Raw genomic sequence first — 18,728 nt, 5'->3', positions numbered from 1 at the left:
AGGCACGGGGAATGAAGGTCATCAAAAAGCTAATCCTCAAAAACTTCAAACGCTACAAGACGCTCGAGATTGAATTTGACGCTGATTTAAATATTCTGATCGGCGGGAACGAAGCCGGGAAAAGTTCGGTGTTGCAAGCACTCGATTTTGTGATGAGCACAAGCCGCAGTAAGGTAGAGAGCATTGGTTTGGAGTCTTTGTTCAATGCAGCTTGCATTGAAGAGTTCATGCGCGGCAAACGTCAGATCGAGAAACTTCCCACGATGTTCATAGAAGCCCACCTCGAAGGGTTCACCGACCTCGAGTTAAACGGGAAAAATCACGACAAACGCGACGTCGCTACTGACGGGATTCGGCTCATCTGTGAGCCTGTAGAGGAGTACACCGAGCATATCGGGGAGATCCTGAAGGATCCCAATTCCAGCTTTCCGTTCGAGTACTATGCCATTCGCTTTCTGACCTTCGGAGGGTATCCTGTCCATCCCTACAAGAAGCCACTCAAGCATCTGTTGATCGACAGTTCTCTGATCAACAATGAATACGCGACGCGCGAATACACGAGATCAATGTATCTGGCGAATGCCTCGGTGCTCGAGCGAAATCGTCACGGGTTGGAGTATCGGAACGCCAAAACGAAGTTTCGCGACGACGTGCTGATCGACGTGAACGGTAAGTTGCCAGACTACAAGTTCGGTGTCAGAAGCAGCCCAAGAGCGAGCATCGAAACGGACATCATGATTACCGAAGGCGATATTCCCATTGACAGTAAGGGGAAGGGGCGCCAGTGCTTCATCAAAATTGAATTCGCGTTGCGGGACCGAGAGCACACATTGGATGTTGTCCTCTTGGAGGAGCCTGAGAACCACCTTAGCTACGTCCATACACGGAAGCTCATCGATCGGATCAGCCATGCGACAAAGAAGCAAATCTTCGTCGCTACGCATAGCAGCATGATCTGCACGCGCTTGAACCTGCGTAAGGCAATCATTCTCAGCGAGACTGATCCGGGAAGTCCCACGTCGTTGAAGGGGCTGCCTACGGACACCGCGTCGTTTTTCATGAAGGCCCCGGACAATAACGTGCTTGAGCTCGCCCTGTGCAAGAAGGCAATTCTTGTCGAGGGAGACGCAGAATTCATCCTGATGGAGACTCTGTACAAGAAGCACGCGGACGGAGGCTCACTAGACAAGGACGGTGTGCACGTCATCTCGGTTGATGGTACCAGCTTCAAACGCTATTTCGATCTCGCCAAGATTCTGAAGATCAGGGTGGCGGCGATCCGTGACAACGACGGGGCATATCAGAAGACCTGCGTTGACAACTACGCCAACTACAACGAGCCCACGATCAAAATATTTTCCGACCCGGACGATACGCGATCCACCTTCGAAATTTGCATGTGCGAGGACAACACAGTCGCTTGCGAAGACCTGTTTGCCGCGGGAAGGAAGAAGCTCACCGTTCAGCAATACATGCTAGACAATAAGGCAGAAGCGGCGTTCCAGCTTCTGGATAAGAAGGCAGATGTGCTGGTCGCGCCGGCCTACATTCAGGAGGCGGTGGCGTGGATAAAACAGTGATCTTCGCCGTCGCCGGCTCGGGAAAAACATACAGGATTGTCGAGCGATTGGATAAGGTCCGACGCGTCTTGATTGTTACCTACACTGAAGCAAACCGGGACAATCTGCGGACCCGAATCATCCAAAAGTTCGGACATTTTCCAGCGAACATCGTCCTTTACACATACTTCACATTTTTGCATTCGTTCTGCTATCGACCGTTCTTGCTGAGCGAGAAGCGAACGAAAGGGATGACGTATGAGCGGCCTTTAGAAAAGGGGCCGAAATTTGGGCTTGGCGATGACCGCCGCTATATGACAAAGGGGCGCTGGCTATACCATCATCGACTCGCAAAATATGTGGAGCAAACTGACACGGTCAACGATGTGATAGCGCGAATCGAGAAATACTTCGATGCCTTCTTCGTCGACGAGGTCCAGGACTTTGCTGGACATGATTTCAATCTGCTGATGTCACTTTGCCGGAGCGAGGTCGAGTGCATGTTTGTGGGTGACTTTTTTCAGCATACATACGATACGAGCCGCGATGGCGCGGTGAACATCAACCTTCACGCCGACTATGAGAAGTACAAAGCGCGCTTCAAAGCGGCAAAGATGGACTTGGATCTCGTATCGCTGATAAAAAGTCGGAGATGTAGCAAGTCAGTCTGTGATTTCATTACTGAGCAGATTGGAATTCAGATCAAGTCTCACTCGGATGCGCTCACTGAAGTCAGATTGGTCGAGGATCATGTGGTTGTGCAGGAAATCTATCAATCGCCCGAAATCGTAAAGCTCTTTCTACAGGAGCATTACAAATATGGCTGCTACTCGCAGAACTGGGGGGCTTCGAAAGGTCTCGATCACTACCAGGACGTATGTGTGGTGCTGCACCCTGCCGCACTCGATGCCTGGAAGGCTGGAGCGTTGGCAACCCTCAACCCAGAGACTCGCAACAAACTCTATGTCGCATGCTCACGAGCACGCGGCAATTTGACCTTCGTTCCCGATGCATTCTTGAAGCAACACAAACGTAAGCGAGCTAAGTAGTCGGCGCACTAATCGCGATAAACAGCTTGCTCATAGAGGTGCGAGTACCCGCCGTCGGAGATACTGTTGCAGATTGCCTATTTTGCTATTCGAGTGGCCGGTCCAGGGTGCGGAGGCGACACACGAATGTCCAAACGTGGGCCGCGACGAATGACTCTTCCTGGCCGGGCTGGGACCTTACTGCCGGCCTCCGCTACCGCCGGACCGCCCTTCGCCAGTGACACAATTATTTCGCGTCTGGAAACCCTTGCCCAGTAAGGCTGGGCCGGAACGTGGTCGCCGTTTGGTCGCGAGTTGACACATATATTCTCGCAACGTTGGCAGTTTTAATACGCTCTACGGAGGCTGAGACTCATCTGAAATATAGAGGCCATACTTTGGTAGTCGATCTTGCGACTGTGAACGAGCTGGTGGCGACGGGTCTTGAGAAGGTACTAGCCTACAGTCCCGCTGTATATCTGGCCGCCTCGTCATCAGGCGTTCTCGACAACCTTATTTCGGAGGAAGAAGGCAACAAGAGCACAGCGAATATGGCGGAGCAAGACGGCCGTATTGTTCTGACTGAACTCGACGATGCCTATCACGAGAGGCGACGCGCGTATCTCCATCGCCTGCGCGAGTGCGTCGACAAATACTGCCAAGTTGTTCCCGTCTACGGAGTGGAGGACCCGCCCCTCGATCTTCTTAAATTCCGCGAATTGATCGACGAAGAATCATACGATGCACTCCTTCTTACCCTGGAGAAGAATGCTGTCTTCCTTACGTTGGACGGCCGTCTTCGGGAGCTCGCGAATGCCGTCGGCGGCATCAAAGGCGTTTGGCCGCAGGTATTCGTCGCTGCTGCAGGTAACGCGGGCCTGTGCTCAACGGGCGAGTATGCGCAGCTCGTATTTACGAGCCTTATCAAGCGTCGTTCGCACGTTGCAATCAATGCGATGGATTTCGTTTGGCTTCTATCACAGCCGATGGACTTCCAACATTTTGCGATGCGTGCGTTACTGAAACATATGGCTAACCCCGCTGTCGATTGGAGAAGCGCTGTGTTGTTCGTCGGCGAGTCGCTCAATCGTACTGCGGTGGCCGGCGCAACGCTCTCTGCGTTACGTCGAATTATCGAAACCTTCGTGCCTGTTCTCTTTGCCCGCAGGGACGCAAACGCTAACCTCGTTCACGTTTCACTGGAGCTGGGCGTTGCCCAGATTGTGAAAACGGGCTTTCAGCCGGAGCAAGCACATCCCATGGAGGCACCAAAGATTGCCGAAGACCAAGCTCTTTGGCGGCGCTTTCTCTCAGCATCGATATTCAAAGCTCGCCGTCTGGCGACGGAGCAAACAGTGGATGAGCTTGCTTCGCGTTCGCTCAACGTTGCTCCCGTGTACTGTTGCGTCGGACCTATGTATCGAATCAATGAGGCAGCTAAGTCAGGCCAATTGAAGCAAATCTGACGGTGCTGTTTTTAGTCCGTTGATGTTGGGAGTGGACAAGATTTTAGCCGTACCCCCAGGGGGGCAGTTTCCAGTGGAAATCAAAAGTTAGAAGCAGTCTTTTGCAATCGCGGCGAGTGGGCGCTCGTTCGTCTCGTGGAGCGAAAAGGGAGAGTCGCCGAATGAGCGAATTTCGGAGCCGTCCTTTCCTAGTAGCAAAAAAGTGTTGCTATCTCCCTCGATCACGTAGTAGCTCAAAGTAGTAGATCCGTTTTCGGGCGAGGGCAACCGGACGGCTCTATAGCGAGACAATTGTTGCTTGCCTTGGCAGGCATAAATTCGCAGTTCTTCCCGAGTATCCTGCGTCATCACATACTGCATCGGTATCGTACCTGTAACCGCAACGTAGATCGAAACGAATTGTCGGGCTCCATTTGCCCGAGCAGTCTTGAAAAGGATCTGCTCGACCAGAAAATAAGATCCGAGCACGGAGACTGATGTCAGAAGAATTGAGGCTAGCACCCTATTGATCGCAGTATTCTTAAATATCGCAGGCGATTTCGATAGCCGGCGCTCGTTGCGGAGTCTTATCGAACCCCGCTTTCCCAAGATGTTCCATCGCGCACGCGCTTGGGCCCGCGTTTCAATTATGTCCTGCTGCTTCCGAGCCGCCTGTGCGAAGCGATTTCGAAGTCCTATGTCGTCGCAATATTCAAATCGTCTTTTCTTAGCGCGAAGTCCGCCGAATTTTTTTGTCCACGCATTACCTGCGACTACGATCAGCCATAAGTATGAGCCCGAGACACTTGCGATAATCAAAAGCAGTCGCCAAAGATCACTTTGATTAATGCCGGCCAAAATTGTCTCATACACATCTGCTTTGAAGATGAACATCGGTACAGCGGCAACCTCATTCCAACCCTCATTTACAGACCGGCCGACGCCATAGCACAAGCCCGTAATCAATGGAATTGATAGTGCAATGCATTCAAGTGCATGACTGGAGAGCCAAACTCTAAGGCTAGTTGATTGTGGGCGTTTGTGGAGCGCCTTAGCAAATTTCAATCTTGCGTTTTTTTTCATTCTTTGATTTTCCTTAACGTCTGCCTGCGGATCGGCAGCGTAGTGGAGCAAGGTCCAGTTGTTACTGACGCCCGCTCTAGCGTGTTGACTACACGCCGGTGAGCGGTTTGGCTCGGCCCACGGCGCCTTGGATGCAAGATTCCTCCCGAAAGGGGCAGGTCATTCACTTGTCCCAGGGTTGAGCCGCGAACGCAATTTCATTGAGATGGTATTTGCAAGGGAGCAGCGATGCCGCCCGCTGATGCTGGCATGAATAGGAAAGCCCAGTCGCGATACGTCTCTTTATTTTCAAAGCTTTGATAGATTTCCGGGAAGTTAGCCCGCTTGATCGGCTTGGCGTTGGAAGAGCTGCGCACACCCAGTATTCCCCCTTCCGGCGCCGTGATCAGGTCCCACGGCGTATCCGGCGCGGCGGGGTCGGCGTACAGCGTGCGAAGGTATCTTTTTATCCCCGGGTACCGCGGGTCCCGCAACAGGTCCGAAAGTGAATTGGGATAGCGCGGCTGGCCGGGTGGCGTCGCTAGATAGTACCCTTGCAGTGCTTGACGATAGAGATCACCCCGGTAGAGAAGTTCCTGGTCGACCCACCGCCGATGTTGGGCCGCGCCAAGAATAAGTTGCGCCGACACTGTGATCGCAAGTATGGCAATCAAGATCAAGGTGCCGACGTATGTAAAGCCAGCTTGTCGAGATGGGCGGGGTCTGCGTGAAAAGGCCATTTCACCACTCTCCGTAGCTAGTGCCATCTGCAGCCGTGCCGGGAGCGGTGCTTTTCAGGTCATAGATAAGGCCTTTATCGGGGTCCTGTGGCGCGATCAGCGACCAGTTCGACGAGCGTGCAACTGGGTCGACCGGCAACGTCCTCAAGTATCGTTTGTCGACTAGTTCCTGAAGGGTGTCGGGGTAGCGCCCCGTATCGCCATAGAATTTGTCGATGGTGTCTCGAGTCGTCTTGAGATTTTCCCGCAAGACGGCGTCGCGGGATCGGTCGATGGTATGAAAATAGTTCGGGACCGACAAAGTCAGCAGGACCGCGATGATCGCGAGCACCACCAACAGTTCAATGAGCGTAAAGCCCTTACTGCGTTGTTGACGCCACGCATGGCACACTCGACGGGGCTTGGTCATGACCTCACCACTTCGCATAGGGGATGCCATTAAGCCCCTTCCTGGTCGATCGAGAAGCGACGTCATAGACATCGTCACCAGATTGAGGATCGGACGCCTCGCTTGCGTATGAACGTGTTATCCACGTCTGATCGTTGGCCAGCGCACCCTCATTGTTCATCGGGTCGCGTGGAATCCGACGCAGAAAAAAGATTTTCGCTTTGTTCGGGTCATGCGCATCTTCGACGCCGTCCACAAGCACCTGCAGGTTCGCGGGATAACCTGTACCTTGGGCCGGTCTAACGAACCGGCCATCATCCCCGGCGAGCTTATAAGCGTCGATCGCGGCTCTAATCTCCTTAAGCGCGTCGTTTAACTGCGTCTCCTTATGACGTTGAATCTCGCGTTGAACGACGGGGAGAACGGCGCTTGCCAGCACCGCCAGAATACCGAGCGTTATAACGAGCTCGATGAGTGTAAAGCCCCTCGCGCGCTGCACCGCGGGCGAAGGACGGCGTTGCACCCGAGAAGAAGAAAGGCTGCGCATGGTCGTCATGGGCTGATGAGCACCGATTGGGGCGCGGGCAACTGAAGATTGACCGCGGTGCCGTCGGGCGTCGCACCAGCCGCACTGATAACCCGGATTTGCGCAGAGGCCGACGCGGAAAGGGCCTTGAATGTGAGCGATAGGGCGGTTGCTGTAGCGGTTGCGCCCGTCGCCGCCTTCAGGTCGCTGTTCCGCGCGTCGGTCACATAAATTTGACCCACACTGCGGTCAACCCGTTGCGTGAATAACGTCGCAACCCCGCCTTGTGACAGGAACGGCCCTTCCTTGACATCCAGCACCTCGACTTGCTTCGGATCGTATCCAATCACCATCGGCAGACTAGCGAGCGGCTGCGTGGGCTTCATATCGAGGTCCACCCGAAACGTGTCGCCTGTCTTAACCTGAAGGGGACCGCGCCATTGCAAGCCGTCTGTCTGGTTGGGGTTAGTATCGGGCGCCGCGTTTACTTTTGGCGATCCGTTCCCAGGTGCGCTTGGGTGATCGTCATCGCTTGAATTGTTCGAGTGGATGCTCATGTCACGAAGACTCGATTCAGTCCCGGATTGGAATTCCATCGTTTGCAGCTGCATGCGCGGCTTGTTGCGAATCAGGCGCGGCGTGATCGACAGGACAATTTCGTCATTCTTCTTTTCATTTTGATCGGTGCCGAACAGGCGTCCCAACACCGGGATGTTCCCGAGACCAGGAATATGATTCGAGGTGCGTGTGCGCTCGTCGTCGATCAGCCCGGCCAGAATTTGGTTTTCACCATCGCGCAGACGAAGGACGGTGGACGCGCTGCGCGTGCCGATCGTGTAGGCGAGGGATCCCGAGGTCGTGGTTACCTGATTTGCGATGGTGCTGACCTCGAGCGATATCTTGATCGCAATTTCGTCGTTTATCGATATCGTTGGTGTCACTTCGAGCTTGAGACCCACGTCAAGATACTGAATGTTTTCAGCCACGAACCCAGTGGTCGTCGACGTCGAGGTGATATTGGGGACCTTATCGCCAATTAGGATTTTTGCCGTTTCTTTATTGCGCGCTCGAATTCGGGGATTGGCCAACAAATTTGCATCGTTGCCGGTTCCCTTTGCGTTGATGACCAGCGGCGAGATCGTAGCGCCAGTCGTCGCCTGCCGGGCGTGCAACACGTCGGCAAGAGTAAGCGCTGTGCCTGCGGGGAGCGGGACGAGCGACAACTGATCGGGGAAGGTGATCCCTAGATTCGTCAGTCGGTCACGATTGACTTCAAGTACCTCGACCTCGAGCATGACTTCCGGCTCGGGTAGGTCGTGCAGGGCCACGATCCGTTCGGCGAGGCTGATCGCCTCTGGCGTATCGCGCATGAGGACCATGTTCTGTTTTTTGTCGACCACGATGTCGCGCGTTTTCAAAAGCGTTTTGAGGCTCGCGGCGACATCCTCCGCTTCCGCATTGGCCAGAAAGAACGACCTTACCGTGAGCGGCTGATAATCCTTTTGCTTCGCGGTCGTGTCAGGATAAATAAGCACGGTGCTTTTGTCGAGCACGCGCTGAGCGAGCTGACCGGTCAACAAGACCGTGTTGATTGCATCCTTGATCGATGTCTTTCGCAAATAGACGGTGACCTTCTGGTCAAGGTGCACGTCCTTGTCGAAGACAAAATTCAGGCCCGACGTTTTCGACAAAACTTCAAACACCTGCTTGATGCTGGCTTCGCTGAAGTCGATCGAGATCGTGCGCCGATAAGCCTCGGCAAGCTCCGGGCTGTTGGTTGGGCTTTGCGTGCGTGTCTCGATGAGGCCAAGTAGCTCGCGGGCGCGGGCGTGATCGGGCTCTTCAGCGAGGATCATGCGCAGTTGCTGTCGGGCGCCTTCGTCGTCTTTCGCGGCAAGCGCGTTTTCCGCAGCATGTAACAGTTGGCCATCGACCGGCGCGCGCTGCACGCGACGCAGACCATCAAGCGCACGCCGATTTCCCGGGTCGGTCGCCAGAATACGTTGATAGATCAGTGTCGCCTGCGCAAAGTTAGATTTGAGGAGCGCATCGTTCGCATCGTTGAGAAACTGGGTAATTGCCTGCTCGCGGTACGTCTCGTATGCCATGCGGATCTGCGCGTTGTTCGGGTCGAGTTGGCGCGCCTGGGCAAACTTCGCAAGGCTCTCTTCGGTACGGCCTTGCGCACGTAGCGTTTGAGCGTCCTGGAACGCAGGGTTTGCCGTTGTGCAGGCGTTCAACAGGATCAAAGTAACAATGCAGGCGATTCTGAGTTTCATCGGTTTCAGTCAATTTGCAGCGTCTGCACCAGGTGTAGAGGCCTATTGCTAATGGTAATGGTGGGCAGTGCGATGCTGTCGATCTTGTAATCGTTGAGGATCGTGTCACCGGCGGAAACGACGAATGTCTCGCCGTCCTTCGATAGGAAGACTTTCCAACCCGTTGGCGTTGTCATTTTGCCGACGTAAGTGAACGGGCCGGCGGGCTTCTCCGCAAGCGCAGGGGGAAGGGGTGGAACGAGCGACACCGGTGGCGCCCAAGATGTCGGCCGGAACATGTCGTCTTCTTCTGCAAGACTGGTTGCCGAAGCCCCTTGATCAATGAGGCGTGATCTCAATGGTTTCACGCTCGGCTTGGCTATGTCGGTTGAACGATGCTCACCCGAAATCGCTGCACTTTTGCGTACGGGTTGCACCGTCGCACTCTCGGTATTGTCGGAACGCGTCGCGGTCCAGATAACCGACACCAGGGTCAGGCCGGACAGCACGAGCAGCAGTGTGCGACGCTTATTCATCGAAGCCCCTCAGGCAACGGCGGAAGATCCAGGGTCACGTTGGTAACATTGGCCATCGCAAGCGCCGCTGCTTGCGTGCTTGGCGCTGATTGTGCTGTCACGACCCGGTCGGCTGGCTTGTCGTTCACATAGAGCGTCAGGTGCAGCTTCGCCTCGACGACAGAAGAAGCTACGTTATTGCGCTTAAATTCAATATCGTCGAGCGACAGGTTGGGAATATCGGACAGCGCCTGCCGGATAAACCTGTGGATTGCCGAATAGGTCCCCTCGACCGGGCAGACAATCGTGTACTGGCCAAAGCCGCCGTCTTTGATCCACTGCGTTTCGTAGGATGCCTTCTTGACGATTAGACCGTTCTTCGAGCTTTGGTCAAACAGCGTCGCTAATCGCGGCTCGATCAAACCTGTGTTGCTTAACACCGCGTAAAACGCGAGCCCATTACGGTCGACAGGGTCCAAATCGACGCGCGCGCGGCGCACGGTGGATGCCTGATTCCGGTACACAACGAGTTCGGCTCGGGCCGAGGCGACGGACGACTCACCGGCCAGATAGACAAGTAAAGATCCGAGTGAACAGACCAAGAGCGCAAAAGCGCCTCCGATAACGGGCCAGCCGATGCGTAGAACGGTTATTTTTGCGTGGAGGGTCAGATTTCGCCACATATCGTCTCGCCCGTTTTTTTTCCTGCTCATAGCTCAGCTCGTCCACTTCGCACGAAACTCGAATCGCATCGGTTTCGCGGGGTCGCGATCAACCACTTCATGCGCGGTGAGATAGGCGTTGGCAAAAGGTGCCTGCAAACGAAGACGGTTGACGAAGTCGAGCATATTGCCGACATTGGCCGCCTCGGCGACCCCGGTGATCTCATTGCTGGCCGCATTCGGACGCAGAGAGAGAATTGCGACGTCGCCTTTGGAGGCGAGCGCGACGCCGTGCAGCAGTTCATCCCAGGGCAAATTCAGCGATGCGACCGCGCGATTGATCGCGTCGATCTGGCGCGACGTAGGTGCTTGCGCTGTCGGCGGTCGCCGGCTGGTTAAATGCGCTTGTTGGGCAATTCTCGTATGTTGCGCATCCACTTGTGCGATCGTTGCTTGTGTGACGGCGAACTCTTTCGCGCCCCAGACGAGCGGGAGGGCGCAGAGGAGGGCGAGGGCGACACCGATGGCGGGCAATTTAGCGCGTGGATGTTCGGTCTGCAGGAAATCAAAGCGGCTGAGGCGCCCGAGCGTCGCCCGGGAGGGGTCTCTTCTTAATGCGAGCCGCTTTCCTGCAAGCTTCCCACCATCTTTCACTTTCAGGGCCGCCAGCGAGATCGCTCGCGCTTCGTCGACCAGATAGGGCGTGGAACCCACCGTTGCGTGGCTTGCCATGTTCAACCGAGCGAGCACGGATTCGGTGAGGAACGATCGTGGGTCCACGTGATCCGGGAGAAATTCCTGATGCACGACGGGGTGGTGTCGATCGAGCAGCACCGCGGTAGCGCTAGAGGCGCTATAAGACACCAACCATTGGCTCTCTTTAGACGCGAGAGGAGCGATCCACCTGGCTGCCCACGTCAGAGCAGGGGAGACCGATGCGAGTTTGCATCCTCCTTCTTTTGACAAATGTAACAACGCGTCCATCAACTCGCGCTTGATGGCAAATACGGGCAGCCGGCTGTTCGGCGAGAAATTGGGCACCACAAGCCACGCGCTGTCATGCTCGTTGTAAAGACGACTAAAACGTGCGCGGGCAAGCGTGATAATGTCGGATAATCGTTTGACACTTTTGGGAACATCCACGGTGAATGCACGTAAATGGGGGCTGTCTAGTACTACGTCGAGCGCGGCGCCTCTCGACGAAACAGGTTCAACGAGCCGGCGAGCAATGGCGAGGATGTCAGCAGTGTCCATGCGCCAGTCGCAAGGAAGCTCTGTAAATGCGTTTTTGCGCGTCATGAACGATGAGTTGCGCTCGAGCACCATGCGCTCGGCACCGATCCTCAACGTGTATCGCTTAGTCTGCCATCGTGACACGCTTGACCTCGCTTAACGTGGTGTGCCCAGCGCACGCCAGTGCTACGGCGGCTTCGCGCAAGCTGCGCGTGCCCGACGCCCGGGCGAGCGTCTTGATGGCAGTCAGGGAGGCTTTGTTCAGGATCAATTCGCGCAATGCGTCGGTCATAACAAGCACTTCGGCGATCGAGCGCCGCCCTTTAAAACCAGTCTGCCGGCATTGCGCGCATCCCTTGCCATGCTTGAGCGTGGCGCCCGACAGATCGACAGGAGCCCAGGTCCTTTGGTCGGCTTCGCTCGGCTCGTAAGATTGCGCGCAATGCACACAGATCAACCGGATCAGCCGTTGAGCGCTGATCCCGTTAAGCGCCGATAAAAAGGCGTAGATATCCACGCCCATGTGCGTAAAGCGGCTGAACACATCGAAACTACTGTTCGCGTGGACGGTGGTGAGCACCAGATGCCCTGTAAGAGCTGACTGAATGGCGATCTCAGCGGTTTCACGGTCCCGAATTTCTCCGACCATGATCTTGTCGGGGTCGTGTCGCAAGATGGAGCGCAGCCCGCGTGCGAACGTCAGCCCCTTTTTATCGTTCACCGGGATCTGCAACACGCCGTTCAACTGATATTCGATCGGATCCTCAATGGTGATGATCTTGTCCCGGCCGTCATTGATTTCGCTGAGCGCCGCATAAAGCGTTGTGGTTTTGCCGGACCCGGTGGGACCGGTCACCAACAACATTCCGTAGGGGGCAACGGCAAGTTGGCGCAATGCATTGATATCCGCGGGATCGAATCCCAATGAGCTCATTGACAGCGATCCTGAACTGTCGAGCATGGATTTCTTGTCGAGCACGCGAATGACGGCATCCTCACCGTGGTGGCTTGGCATAATCGACACGCGCAGGTCGATTTGCCGGCCGCCGGAAGTAATGCGAAAGCTTCCGTCCTGCGGGACGCGCCGCTCGGCGATGTCGAGCTCCGCCAGCACCTTTAATCGCGAGACGACCTGTTCCGCCAAGCGTGAGCCGCTGATCGTTTTCGCTGGGTCGAGCACACCGTCAATGCGAAATTTGATCGCGAGCCCAGCGGCGATGCACTCCAGGTGAATATCCGATGCACCGAATTTCAGGGCGTCGTATAGGGTCGAGGTCAAAATGCGCACAGCCGCGCTATTGGCGTCATTCACTGCGGCGAGGCTGATTTCCTCGATGCCCGATTCAGTGAGTGCAGACACCTCTTGAACTTCCGCGACGACCGCATCGACCGCACGTGTGTCGGTATCAAACCGCGACAAGTAGGCAAGCACATTGTCTGGTGTAGCGAGCGCGACACTGATCGCGCATCGGTAAGTGGCTTCAACGAAGGGCCTGAGGTCTGCATCGAACGGGTCAGTGCAGACACAATAGAGTTGCCCGTCTTCAAAAAACAACAAAACCCGGCGCTCGATGCAGCTCGCTAGCGACAGCCGCGTGAAATCGGGCTCCACTTGTTCCAGATAGTCGGCGTTCAGAACCCGAAGCTTGAAGACCGCGCCGAGGCGGTCGACCAGTTGCGACGCGTCCAATTCCAGTGCGGCCTGTAGCGACTCGATGCTGGCATGTCCACTGATCCGGGCGCGTTGCACAGCGCTCAGAAAATTGTCCTGAGCGTGTCCAGCCGCAACAAGATCAGAATGTGCGGTCATTGCAGGCTCCCTGCGAGATCGAAGATCGGCATATAGAGCAAAACCACAATTCCACCGACGACCAGACCGATGATGGTCATCAGGATTGGCTCGAACGATCGCGTGAAGCTGTCGATAAAACGCGACACTTCGCCTTCGTAGAATTGCGCGGCGCTCGAGAGCATGTTGCCAAGTTGCCCTGAACGCTCGCCTGCGCGAAGCATGCGTAACGAAATAGCAGTCGTGAGCGAATTCGCCTGGAACGCGTCACTCATCACACCGCCTTGTTCAATGGTCTCGCGGGCAAGATCGAGTGTCGTCGCAACATCCGGCGCGTTGGCCGTGGCGACCGTGCGAATCGCTGCCACGACCGGGATACCGCCCTCAAGCAGCATGCCCAGCATGTTGTAAATTCTCGACAGACGGTACAGTCTTACGTGATGACCAACAAAGGGTGTCTTGGCAAGAAGCCTCCCGAAAAGAGCGCCCTTGCGTGCCCTATGGATTGCAACGATGAGCGCCATGACCACAATCAAAAGAACCGCGCCGATCGTCGGCTTGTTCGCCGAGACATACTCGCCGTATTGGAGCAAGATGCGCGAAGTCCAAGGGAGCGTCTGACCGGAGTCCTGATAAACGACGGCGAAGCTCGGCACTACGTAGCCGATCAGGAACGCCGTTACGAGTGTCCCGACCGAGGCGAGGATTGCAGGATAGATCGATGCGGAAATCAACTTGCCGCGGATCTGATCCACTTTGCGTTGGTAGTCGATGAATCGGGTGAGCGCGTGGGGCAAATTGCTCGTGCCTTCTGCTGCCCGAACAAGACCAATATACAAGTCGGTGAAGGTGGCCGGTTGCAGTGCCAGGGCGTCAGAGAGACGTTGCCCCTCTCGCACCGAAGCGTGAACAGCACGCAACACTAGCTGGCGTTGACCCTCGTCTTTTTCAGCGAGTCCCTCGAGGCATTCGGGTAGGCTCAGCCCGGCATTGAGCAACGCCAATAATTCCTGGCTGAAAAGGGTCAGCGAGATTTTGCTTTTGGTCCGCCACGGTTGTTTTGCGTTCCCAACCTTGAGCGCCCGGATGTCCAGTACGAGGTGACCGCTCGTTTCAAGACGCCGACGCGCGTCACCCATATCGGGTGCTTGCACCGATATAGTATGGACCTGCCCCGAAGGCGTGACGGCGCGAACGTCGAAGTGCATGGTCGGCTCAGTTAGGGGCCGACGACGTCGGCGTCTTCGCCCGTGCCGCCGGGCTGCCCGTCCTTGCCGTATGACGTGATGTCGTATTCACCCTTGGCACCGGGAATATGAAACACATAAGGGTGTCCCCATGGGTCCAGTGGAATATCTTTGCTCAGGTAGGGGCCGTTCCAGCTAGGGGCGGCGGAAGGACGAGTAATGAGCGCGGCGAGTCCATCTTCTTGAGTGGGAAGGGCGCCGACGTCTATGCGGTAGGCATCGAGTGCTTTGCTGAAGGCATCGATCTGACTTCGCGCAACCGTCGCCTTTGATTTGCCGACCTGGGCGAAATACTTCGGGCCGACGTACGACGCGAGCAACCCGATGATGACGATGACCACCAGCAGCTCTAGCAAGGTGAACCCACGTTGCCGAGCCGCTGTAGGTTCACGCTCGGCATTGAGCGTTGAATTGACGTGTTCTTTCATGTTGTCTGTGCTACCGAGCTGAAGTGGCTAATGCTTGCGAGGTTGTTGCGCGTGTCTTTGCCGTAGCAGGTTGGCTCAGTGCGGCGTCACGCAGTGGGAGCGTTGCTTCACGCCCTGTCAACGTGGTGAGAAAATCCAGCAGATCCATTCGCTCCACCGGCGTCAAAATGATCGGCCGGCCGCTCGCATCCGTTCGCTGGTAGGTTTCGAGATCAACAGCCTCTGCGAGCGTGTCGACGGAACCATCGTGCATATAGGGCCCTCCGATCGCTACGTTTCGCAGTGACGGCGTCTTGAACTTCCCGATGTCCTTTGGATCTTTGGTGACCACGAATCTTCCAAGTGCGGCGATATCGCTACTGCTCAAAACGAGCTTGCCGATCGCGGCCGCGTCCTGAGGATTTGCCGATAACACGGCTTCGACTGCGGACGACATGCGATCGCCCAAGTGCTCCATGCCAATACTAGAATTGTGAAACTTACGGTCCGTAAATAACGCATGGTTCTTTTCTATTAGATGACAGCTAGCACATTTCCCGGTGCCGTTGAATATGGCGAGTCCGTGAATTTGTGCAGTTGTTAATGCTGTCGAATCCTTTCCGAATGTATAACGGTCAAAATCAGAATTTCCTGATAGTAAAGTTTTCTCGAAAGCTGAAATAGATTTGGCGACGGCAAAAGCGGTAACTTTTGCAGATTTTCCAGGAAACGCGTTACGGTAGAGTTTTTGATATGTCGGATTCAATCTAAGTCGGGTAAGTAACTCATCAATGTCGCGCAATCCATATTCTTTTGTCGTTGTGAAGGGCTGAAGTGCCTGATCTTCCAAATTCGGACTTCTTCCATCCCAAAATTGTGACGCGGTGAAGGCAGAATTGACAATTGACGGCGCATGGCGCTCACCCTTTCGCTCAAAAACTCCGTCCGATAACGGTCTTTGGTCTGAGAACCCGTGGGTCGGTTCGTGGCAACTTGCGCAATTTACCTGGCCATCAGCACTCAGGGATTTGTCAAAAAATATCTTTTTCCCTAACTCGACAACATGCAAATTCGTCGTGATAACGGAGTTAGCTCCGGGCAAGCCTAACGGAATAAGCGTGCGCATTCTCGCCTCTTCAGCTGAAATACGCGAAGCACTGAAACAAAAAACGGCGACAGTTATCCACCAGCTCGCACGCACGAGCACTCCAATATATTAAATGTAATAAAAACGGAAGGTTAATGTAACTTTGAGTAAAATTTAGTAACACAGGACTTTCAGGGAAACCAATATTCACTTAAATAAGTGTTTACCCTTATTGTCTAGAATTACATATTCTTTGAGTATTCCCGTCAATTCGCCTGCATCCGGGCTGAGAAAATTACATAGACCTACTTTGTCGGCGGCCAGATGTCGGGGAAAAACCATCTGCGCGCGGTGTGTTCGCGCGCTCGTGTATTACGGAAGAACAATTCTGAACGTATCGATCAGCCAAGTGACGAACCCCGGCAAACGCGGGTAGGCATTCACACTCCACGGCTGCGAAGCTTAGCCTTCGGCGCCGTAGTACTGTTTCTTGTCGCCGGGATGCGTCCTGCGCTTGCACAGGTTCAGTACTCCTACGATCCGAACGGGCGCCTCGTCAAAGTGACGATGCCCAACGGCGCCTTCGCGACCTACACGTATGACCCCGACGGCAACATCCTGTCGATCTCCAACTCCGCCGCATCCGCCGTCTCGATCACGGCGATGACGCCGCAGTCGGGGCCGGTTGGCTCGACTGTCACACTGCAGGGAAGTGGATTCGATCCAGTCGCGGCGAACGATACCGTTCAATTCAACGGGACATCTGCAACGGTTACCTCGGCGAGTGCAACCAGCCTCCAGGCGACGGTCCCTCCGGGTGCGAGCTCGGGAACTGTTTCGGTGACAAATAGCCATGGCACGGCCGTCGCGCCTACGGCATTCAATGTCGTGGCCGCTGGCACCATACCGACGATCACAAAATTTTCGCCGGCTGCAGCTGCTGTTGGTGGTGCGGTGACGATCACTGGTACGGGATTCAATCCGTCGATGGCCGGTGACACAGTGAGCTTCGGGAACATCACGACGAATATCAATAGCGCGACAGCATCGTCGATCGTCGCTAATGTGCCGACGCAAAGCTCATCCGGAAAAATAACGGTGGCGACCTCGGGCGGGACGGCGGTCAGCAGCACTGATTTCTATGCTGTGCCGAACGCCTTCACGCCCGCGAATATCACGACAAAAATTAGAGTTCAGCCTGCCGCCGCAGCGCAGACTGTGAGCCTGGCGGGGTATTCCAAAGCGGCGTTAATGATCTTCGATGCCACGGCAGGCCAGAAGCTGTATTTCACTGGAACAAGCAATACTTTTTCGAATGCGACCTTGACGGTTTATTCGCCCACTGGGTCGGTCGTGACAAACACACTGACCGCGTCGACAACGAATTTCTCGGCCGACCGTCTGCCAGTCACCGGGACTTACACAGCGGCGCTGAACGGCAATAGTTCAGGCCATATCAAATATCAGTTATTGCAAGGTCCGACGGACATTTCCGGCACCTTGCCAACAGACGGCTCGACAATCAACTTTAGCCTGCCGATCGATGGGGGTGCCACCTATTCGTTCAACGGCAACGCAGGGCAAATGTTCGATATCCAGACCACAAACACAAATTCATCTACTGCCGGTTTGCCACGGTTGTTTGTGCAGGACCCAGAAGGTAACGTCGTTGCGGACGAGGGCGAGAGTTGGAGCGGAACAAGCATTTTGCACATACCCGCGCTTCCGTCCTCGGGTACCTACTCGCTCAGGCTAAGCCCAGTTGATCTGGGCACGAGCTCTGGAACGATTCAGTTGATTTCGGTTGTGCCGCCCGCTACCGGTACGTTCGCGATCGACGGAGCCCCACTAACTATTCAGTTTAGCCAGTATCAGTCGGGGACCTTCACTTTTAGCGGGACGGCCGGTCAACGGCTCTATTTTATGCCGACGAATTCGAGTTTCGATACGGGCCTTCAGGTGGTCGTAACGGCACCGGATCAAAGCGAAACTTTGCGAACAATGTTAAATGCGTTTGAGCCGGAGGCGGACGATTTGGCAGTCCTTCCGGTCAACGGTACGTATTCGGTTGCGATCACCACGCCCGACGATAGCGCCGGGGCAATGACTGTCGCGCTCAAAACCAAGCCGACGGACCAAGCGATTACGGCCACGGTGAACGGAACGGCGTCACAGCTGAGTCTCGCGTTTGATCAAGATGGACAAGTGACATTTACCGGCACAAAGAACCAAGCGCTGTGGATCCAACCCACAGCGTATTCCTATGCGAGTTGTGCTATAGCCGAGCTTTACGATTCGACCAATACCTCACTGGGAAGCACTGCTTTTTGCGATACGAGCAGTTCCAAAAATGACTTTAGCGGCAATCCGCTTGCGGCTAGCAGCACTTACCACCTGCACGTCTCGCGCAATGGCGATCCGAGCGCCGGCTCTTCTACGTTTGCAATTACGACCGTGCCTGCGGATAAGACTGGCACCTTGACGGTCAATGGCGCCGCGGTCACCGCGACTTTAGGCGTCCACCAATCCGGACACTACACCTTCGCGGCGAACGCGGGCGATGTGGTGACGATTGCTACCTCTGGTCAAACCCTCGACCCTTCCACGTTTATCCATTTGCTAGGCCCCGACGGTTCCGAAGTCGACGAGTGGTTTCCAAATAGCCCGTCTGATTCGCACACATTGGCTGCCCTCCCGACAACCGGAACGTACGTTCTTGAGATCGTTCCGAATACGACTGCCGCTGGAAAGATAACAATCAAAGCAACCAAATGATGGTGCT

Annotated in this window: 16 protein-coding genes; 4 read left to right on the top strand and 12 right to left on the bottom strand. The window is 55.2% G+C overall.

Translation table 11 applies throughout. From position 1 onward, the window contains the following. Positions 1 to 11 precede the first annotated feature (11 nt). From AXG89_RS34135 to AXG89_RS34125, 3 genes are all read left to right on the top strand, one after another. The gene (locus tag AXG89_RS34135) at positions 12 to 1,580 is read left to right on the top strand and encodes an ATP-dependent nuclease (RefSeq protein ID WP_062175041.1); all 1,569 of its coding nucleotides are present in this window, start codon (positions 12 to 14) and stop codon (positions 1,578 to 1,580) included. Next, positions 1,565 to 2,608: a UvrD-helicase domain-containing protein gene (locus tag AXG89_RS34130; protein WP_062175040.1), complete on the top strand. Its 1,044-nt coding sequence runs from the start codon at positions 1,565 to 1,567 to the stop codon at positions 2,606 to 2,608. The genes AXG89_RS34135 and AXG89_RS34130 overlap by 16 nt, the downstream gene beginning before the upstream one ends. Positions 2,609 to 2,880: 272 nt before the next feature. Then, positions 2,881 to 4,053: a PIN domain-containing protein gene (locus tag AXG89_RS34125; protein WP_442861788.1), complete on the top strand. Its 1,173-nt coding sequence runs from the start codon at positions 2,881 to 2,883 to the stop codon at positions 4,051 to 4,053. 87 nt (positions 4,054 to 4,140) lie between these two features. Here AXG89_RS34125 and AXG89_RS34120 read toward each other — a convergent pair whose 3' ends face one another. The 12 genes from AXG89_RS34120 to AXG89_RS34065 all read right to left on the bottom strand — a co-directional run bounded on the left by AXG89_RS34120 (position 4,141) and on the right by AXG89_RS34065 (position 15,985). Next, positions 4,141 to 5,115: a hypothetical protein gene (locus AXG89_RS34120; RefSeq protein ID WP_162916213.1), complete on the bottom strand. Its 975-nt coding sequence runs from the start codon at positions 5,113 to 5,115 to the stop codon at positions 4,141 to 4,143. Between the two features lie 197 nt (positions 5,116 to 5,312). Then, the gene (locus AXG89_RS34115) at positions 5,313 to 5,834 is read right to left on the bottom strand and encodes a type II secretion system protein (protein ID WP_062175037.1); all 522 of its coding nucleotides are present in this window, start codon (positions 5,832 to 5,834) and stop codon (positions 5,313 to 5,315) included. A 1-nt stretch (position 5,835) separates the two neighbouring features. Beyond that, the gene (locus AXG89_RS34110) at positions 5,836 to 6,243 is read right to left on the bottom strand and encodes a type II secretion system protein (RefSeq protein ID WP_062175087.1); all 408 of its coding nucleotides are present in this window, start codon (positions 6,241 to 6,243) and stop codon (positions 5,836 to 5,838) included. A gap of 4 nt (positions 6,244 to 6,247) precedes the next feature. Next, complete coding sequence (locus tag AXG89_RS34105) at positions 6,248 to 6,778, bottom strand: type II secretion system protein (protein WP_082771738.1); 531 nt, start codon at positions 6,776 to 6,778, stop codon at positions 6,248 to 6,250. After that, positions 6,775 to 8,856 carry a secretin N-terminal domain-containing protein gene (locus tag AXG89_RS34100; protein ID WP_236873611.1) on the bottom strand — a complete coding sequence of 694 codons (2,082 nt, stop codon included), beginning with the start codon at positions 8,854 to 8,856 and terminating at the stop codon, positions 6,775 to 6,777. Before AXG89_RS34100 ends, AXG89_RS34105 begins: the two co-directional genes overlap by 4 nt. Positions 8,857 to 9,032: 176 nt before the next feature. Next, positions 9,033 to 9,542 (bottom strand): hypothetical protein, encoded by a 510-nt coding sequence (locus tag AXG89_RS34095; protein ID WP_062175036.1) that lies wholly within the window; start codon positions 9,540 to 9,542, stop codon positions 9,033 to 9,035. Beyond that, positions 9,539 to 10,234, bottom strand: a complete 696-nt coding sequence (locus AXG89_RS34090; RefSeq protein ID WP_162916212.1) for a hypothetical protein — start codon at positions 10,232 to 10,234, stop codon at positions 9,539 to 9,541. The genes AXG89_RS34095 and AXG89_RS34090 overlap by 4 nt, the downstream gene beginning before the upstream one ends. Before the next feature lie 3 nt (positions 10,235 to 10,237). Next, entirely contained in the window at positions 10,238 to 11,509 is a 1,272-nt protein-coding gene (locus AXG89_RS34085; RefSeq protein WP_062175034.1) for a hypothetical protein, read from the bottom strand. A 31-nt stretch (positions 11,510 to 11,540) separates the two neighbouring features. Next, positions 11,541 to 13,226, bottom strand: coding sequence for a GspE/PulE family protein (locus AXG89_RS34080; protein ID WP_062175033.1), 1,686 nt, complete (start codon positions 13,224 to 13,226; stop codon positions 11,541 to 11,543). Then, positions 13,223 to 14,413: a type II secretion system F family protein gene (locus AXG89_RS34075; protein ID WP_062175032.1), complete on the bottom strand. Its 1,191-nt coding sequence runs from the start codon at positions 14,411 to 14,413 to the stop codon at positions 13,223 to 13,225. Before AXG89_RS34075 ends, AXG89_RS34080 begins: the two co-directional genes overlap by 4 nt. Before the next feature lie 11 nt (positions 14,414 to 14,424). Next, complete coding sequence (gene gspG, locus AXG89_RS34070) at positions 14,425 to 14,880, bottom strand: type II secretion system major pseudopilin GspG (protein ID WP_062175031.1); 456 nt, start codon at positions 14,878 to 14,880, stop codon at positions 14,425 to 14,427. A 10-nt stretch (positions 14,881 to 14,890) separates the two neighbouring features. Further along, positions 14,891 to 15,985 (bottom strand): cytochrome-c peroxidase, encoded by a 1,095-nt coding sequence (locus tag AXG89_RS34065; RefSeq protein WP_082771737.1) that lies wholly within the window; start codon positions 15,983 to 15,985, stop codon positions 14,891 to 14,893. Positions 15,986 to 16,270: 285 nt separating this feature from the next. On the opposite strand from AXG89_RS34065, the gene AXG89_RS34060 reads away from it, so the two are divergent. Continuing rightward, the gene (locus tag AXG89_RS34060) at positions 16,271 to 18,721 is read left to right on the top strand and encodes an IPT/TIG domain-containing protein (protein ID WP_082771736.1); all 2,451 of its coding nucleotides are present in this window, start codon (positions 16,271 to 16,273) and stop codon (positions 18,719 to 18,721) included. Positions 18,722 to 18,728 lie beyond the last annotated feature (7 nt).

It is taken from the genome of Burkholderia sp. PAMC 26561 (genome assembly GCF_001557535.2).
Classification (GTDB): Bacteria; Pseudomonadota; Gammaproteobacteria; order Burkholderiales; family Burkholderiaceae; genus Caballeronia.
The sequence above is the reverse complement of the archived record's forward strand: the minus strand, read 5'-3'. Positions and strand labels throughout refer to the sequence as shown.

Coding starts and splice junctions, on each gene's coding strand:
- AXG89_RS34110 (WP_062175087.1), bottom strand. CDS start 6,243: ATGACCAAGCCCCGTCGAGTGTGCCATGCGTGGCGTCAACAACGCAGT.
- AXG89_RS34085 (WP_062175034.1), bottom strand. CDS start 11,509: ATGGTGCTCGAGCGCAACTCATCGTTCATGACGCGCAAAAACGCATTT.
- AXG89_RS34075 (WP_062175032.1), bottom strand. CDS start 14,413: ATGCACTTCGACGTTCGCGCCGTCACGCCTTCGGGGCAGGTCCATACT.
- AXG89_RS34100 (WP_236873611.1), bottom strand. CDS start 8,856: ATGGCATACGAGACGTACCGCGAGCAGGCAATTACCCAGTTTCTCAAC.
- AXG89_RS34120 (WP_162916213.1), bottom strand. CDS start 5,115: ATGAAAAAAAACGCAAGATTGAAATTTGCTAAGGCGCTCCACAAACGC.
- AXG89_RS34105 (WP_082771738.1), bottom strand. CDS start 6,778: ATGACGACCATGCGCAGCCTTTCTTCTTCTCGGGTGCAACGCCGTCCT.
- gspG (WP_062175031.1), bottom strand. CDS start 14,880: ATGAAAGAACACGTCAATTCAACGCTCAATGCCGAGCGTGAACCTACA.
- AXG89_RS34135 (WP_062175041.1), top strand. CDS start 12: ATGAAGGTCATCAAAAAGCTAATCCTCAAAAACTTCAAACGCTACAAG.
- AXG89_RS34080 (WP_062175033.1), bottom strand. CDS start 13,226: ATGACCGCACATTCTGATCTTGTTGCGGCTGGACACGCTCAGGACAAT.
- AXG89_RS34090 (WP_162916212.1), bottom strand. CDS start 10,234: ATGAGCAGGAAAAAAAACGGGCGAGACGATATGTGGCGAAATCTGACC.
- AXG89_RS34060 (WP_082771736.1), top strand. CDS start 16,271: ATGTCGGGGAAAAACCATCTGCGCGCGGTGTGTTCGCGCGCTCGTGTA.
- AXG89_RS34065 (WP_082771737.1), bottom strand. CDS start 15,985: ATGCGCACGCTTATTCCGTTAGGCTTGCCCGGAGCTAACTCCGTTATC.
- AXG89_RS34095 (WP_062175036.1), bottom strand. CDS start 9,542: ATGAATAAGCGTCGCACACTGCTGCTCGTGCTGTCCGGCCTGACCCTG.
- AXG89_RS34115 (WP_062175037.1), bottom strand. CDS start 5,834: ATGGCCTTTTCACGCAGACCCCGCCCATCTCGACAAGCTGGCTTTACA.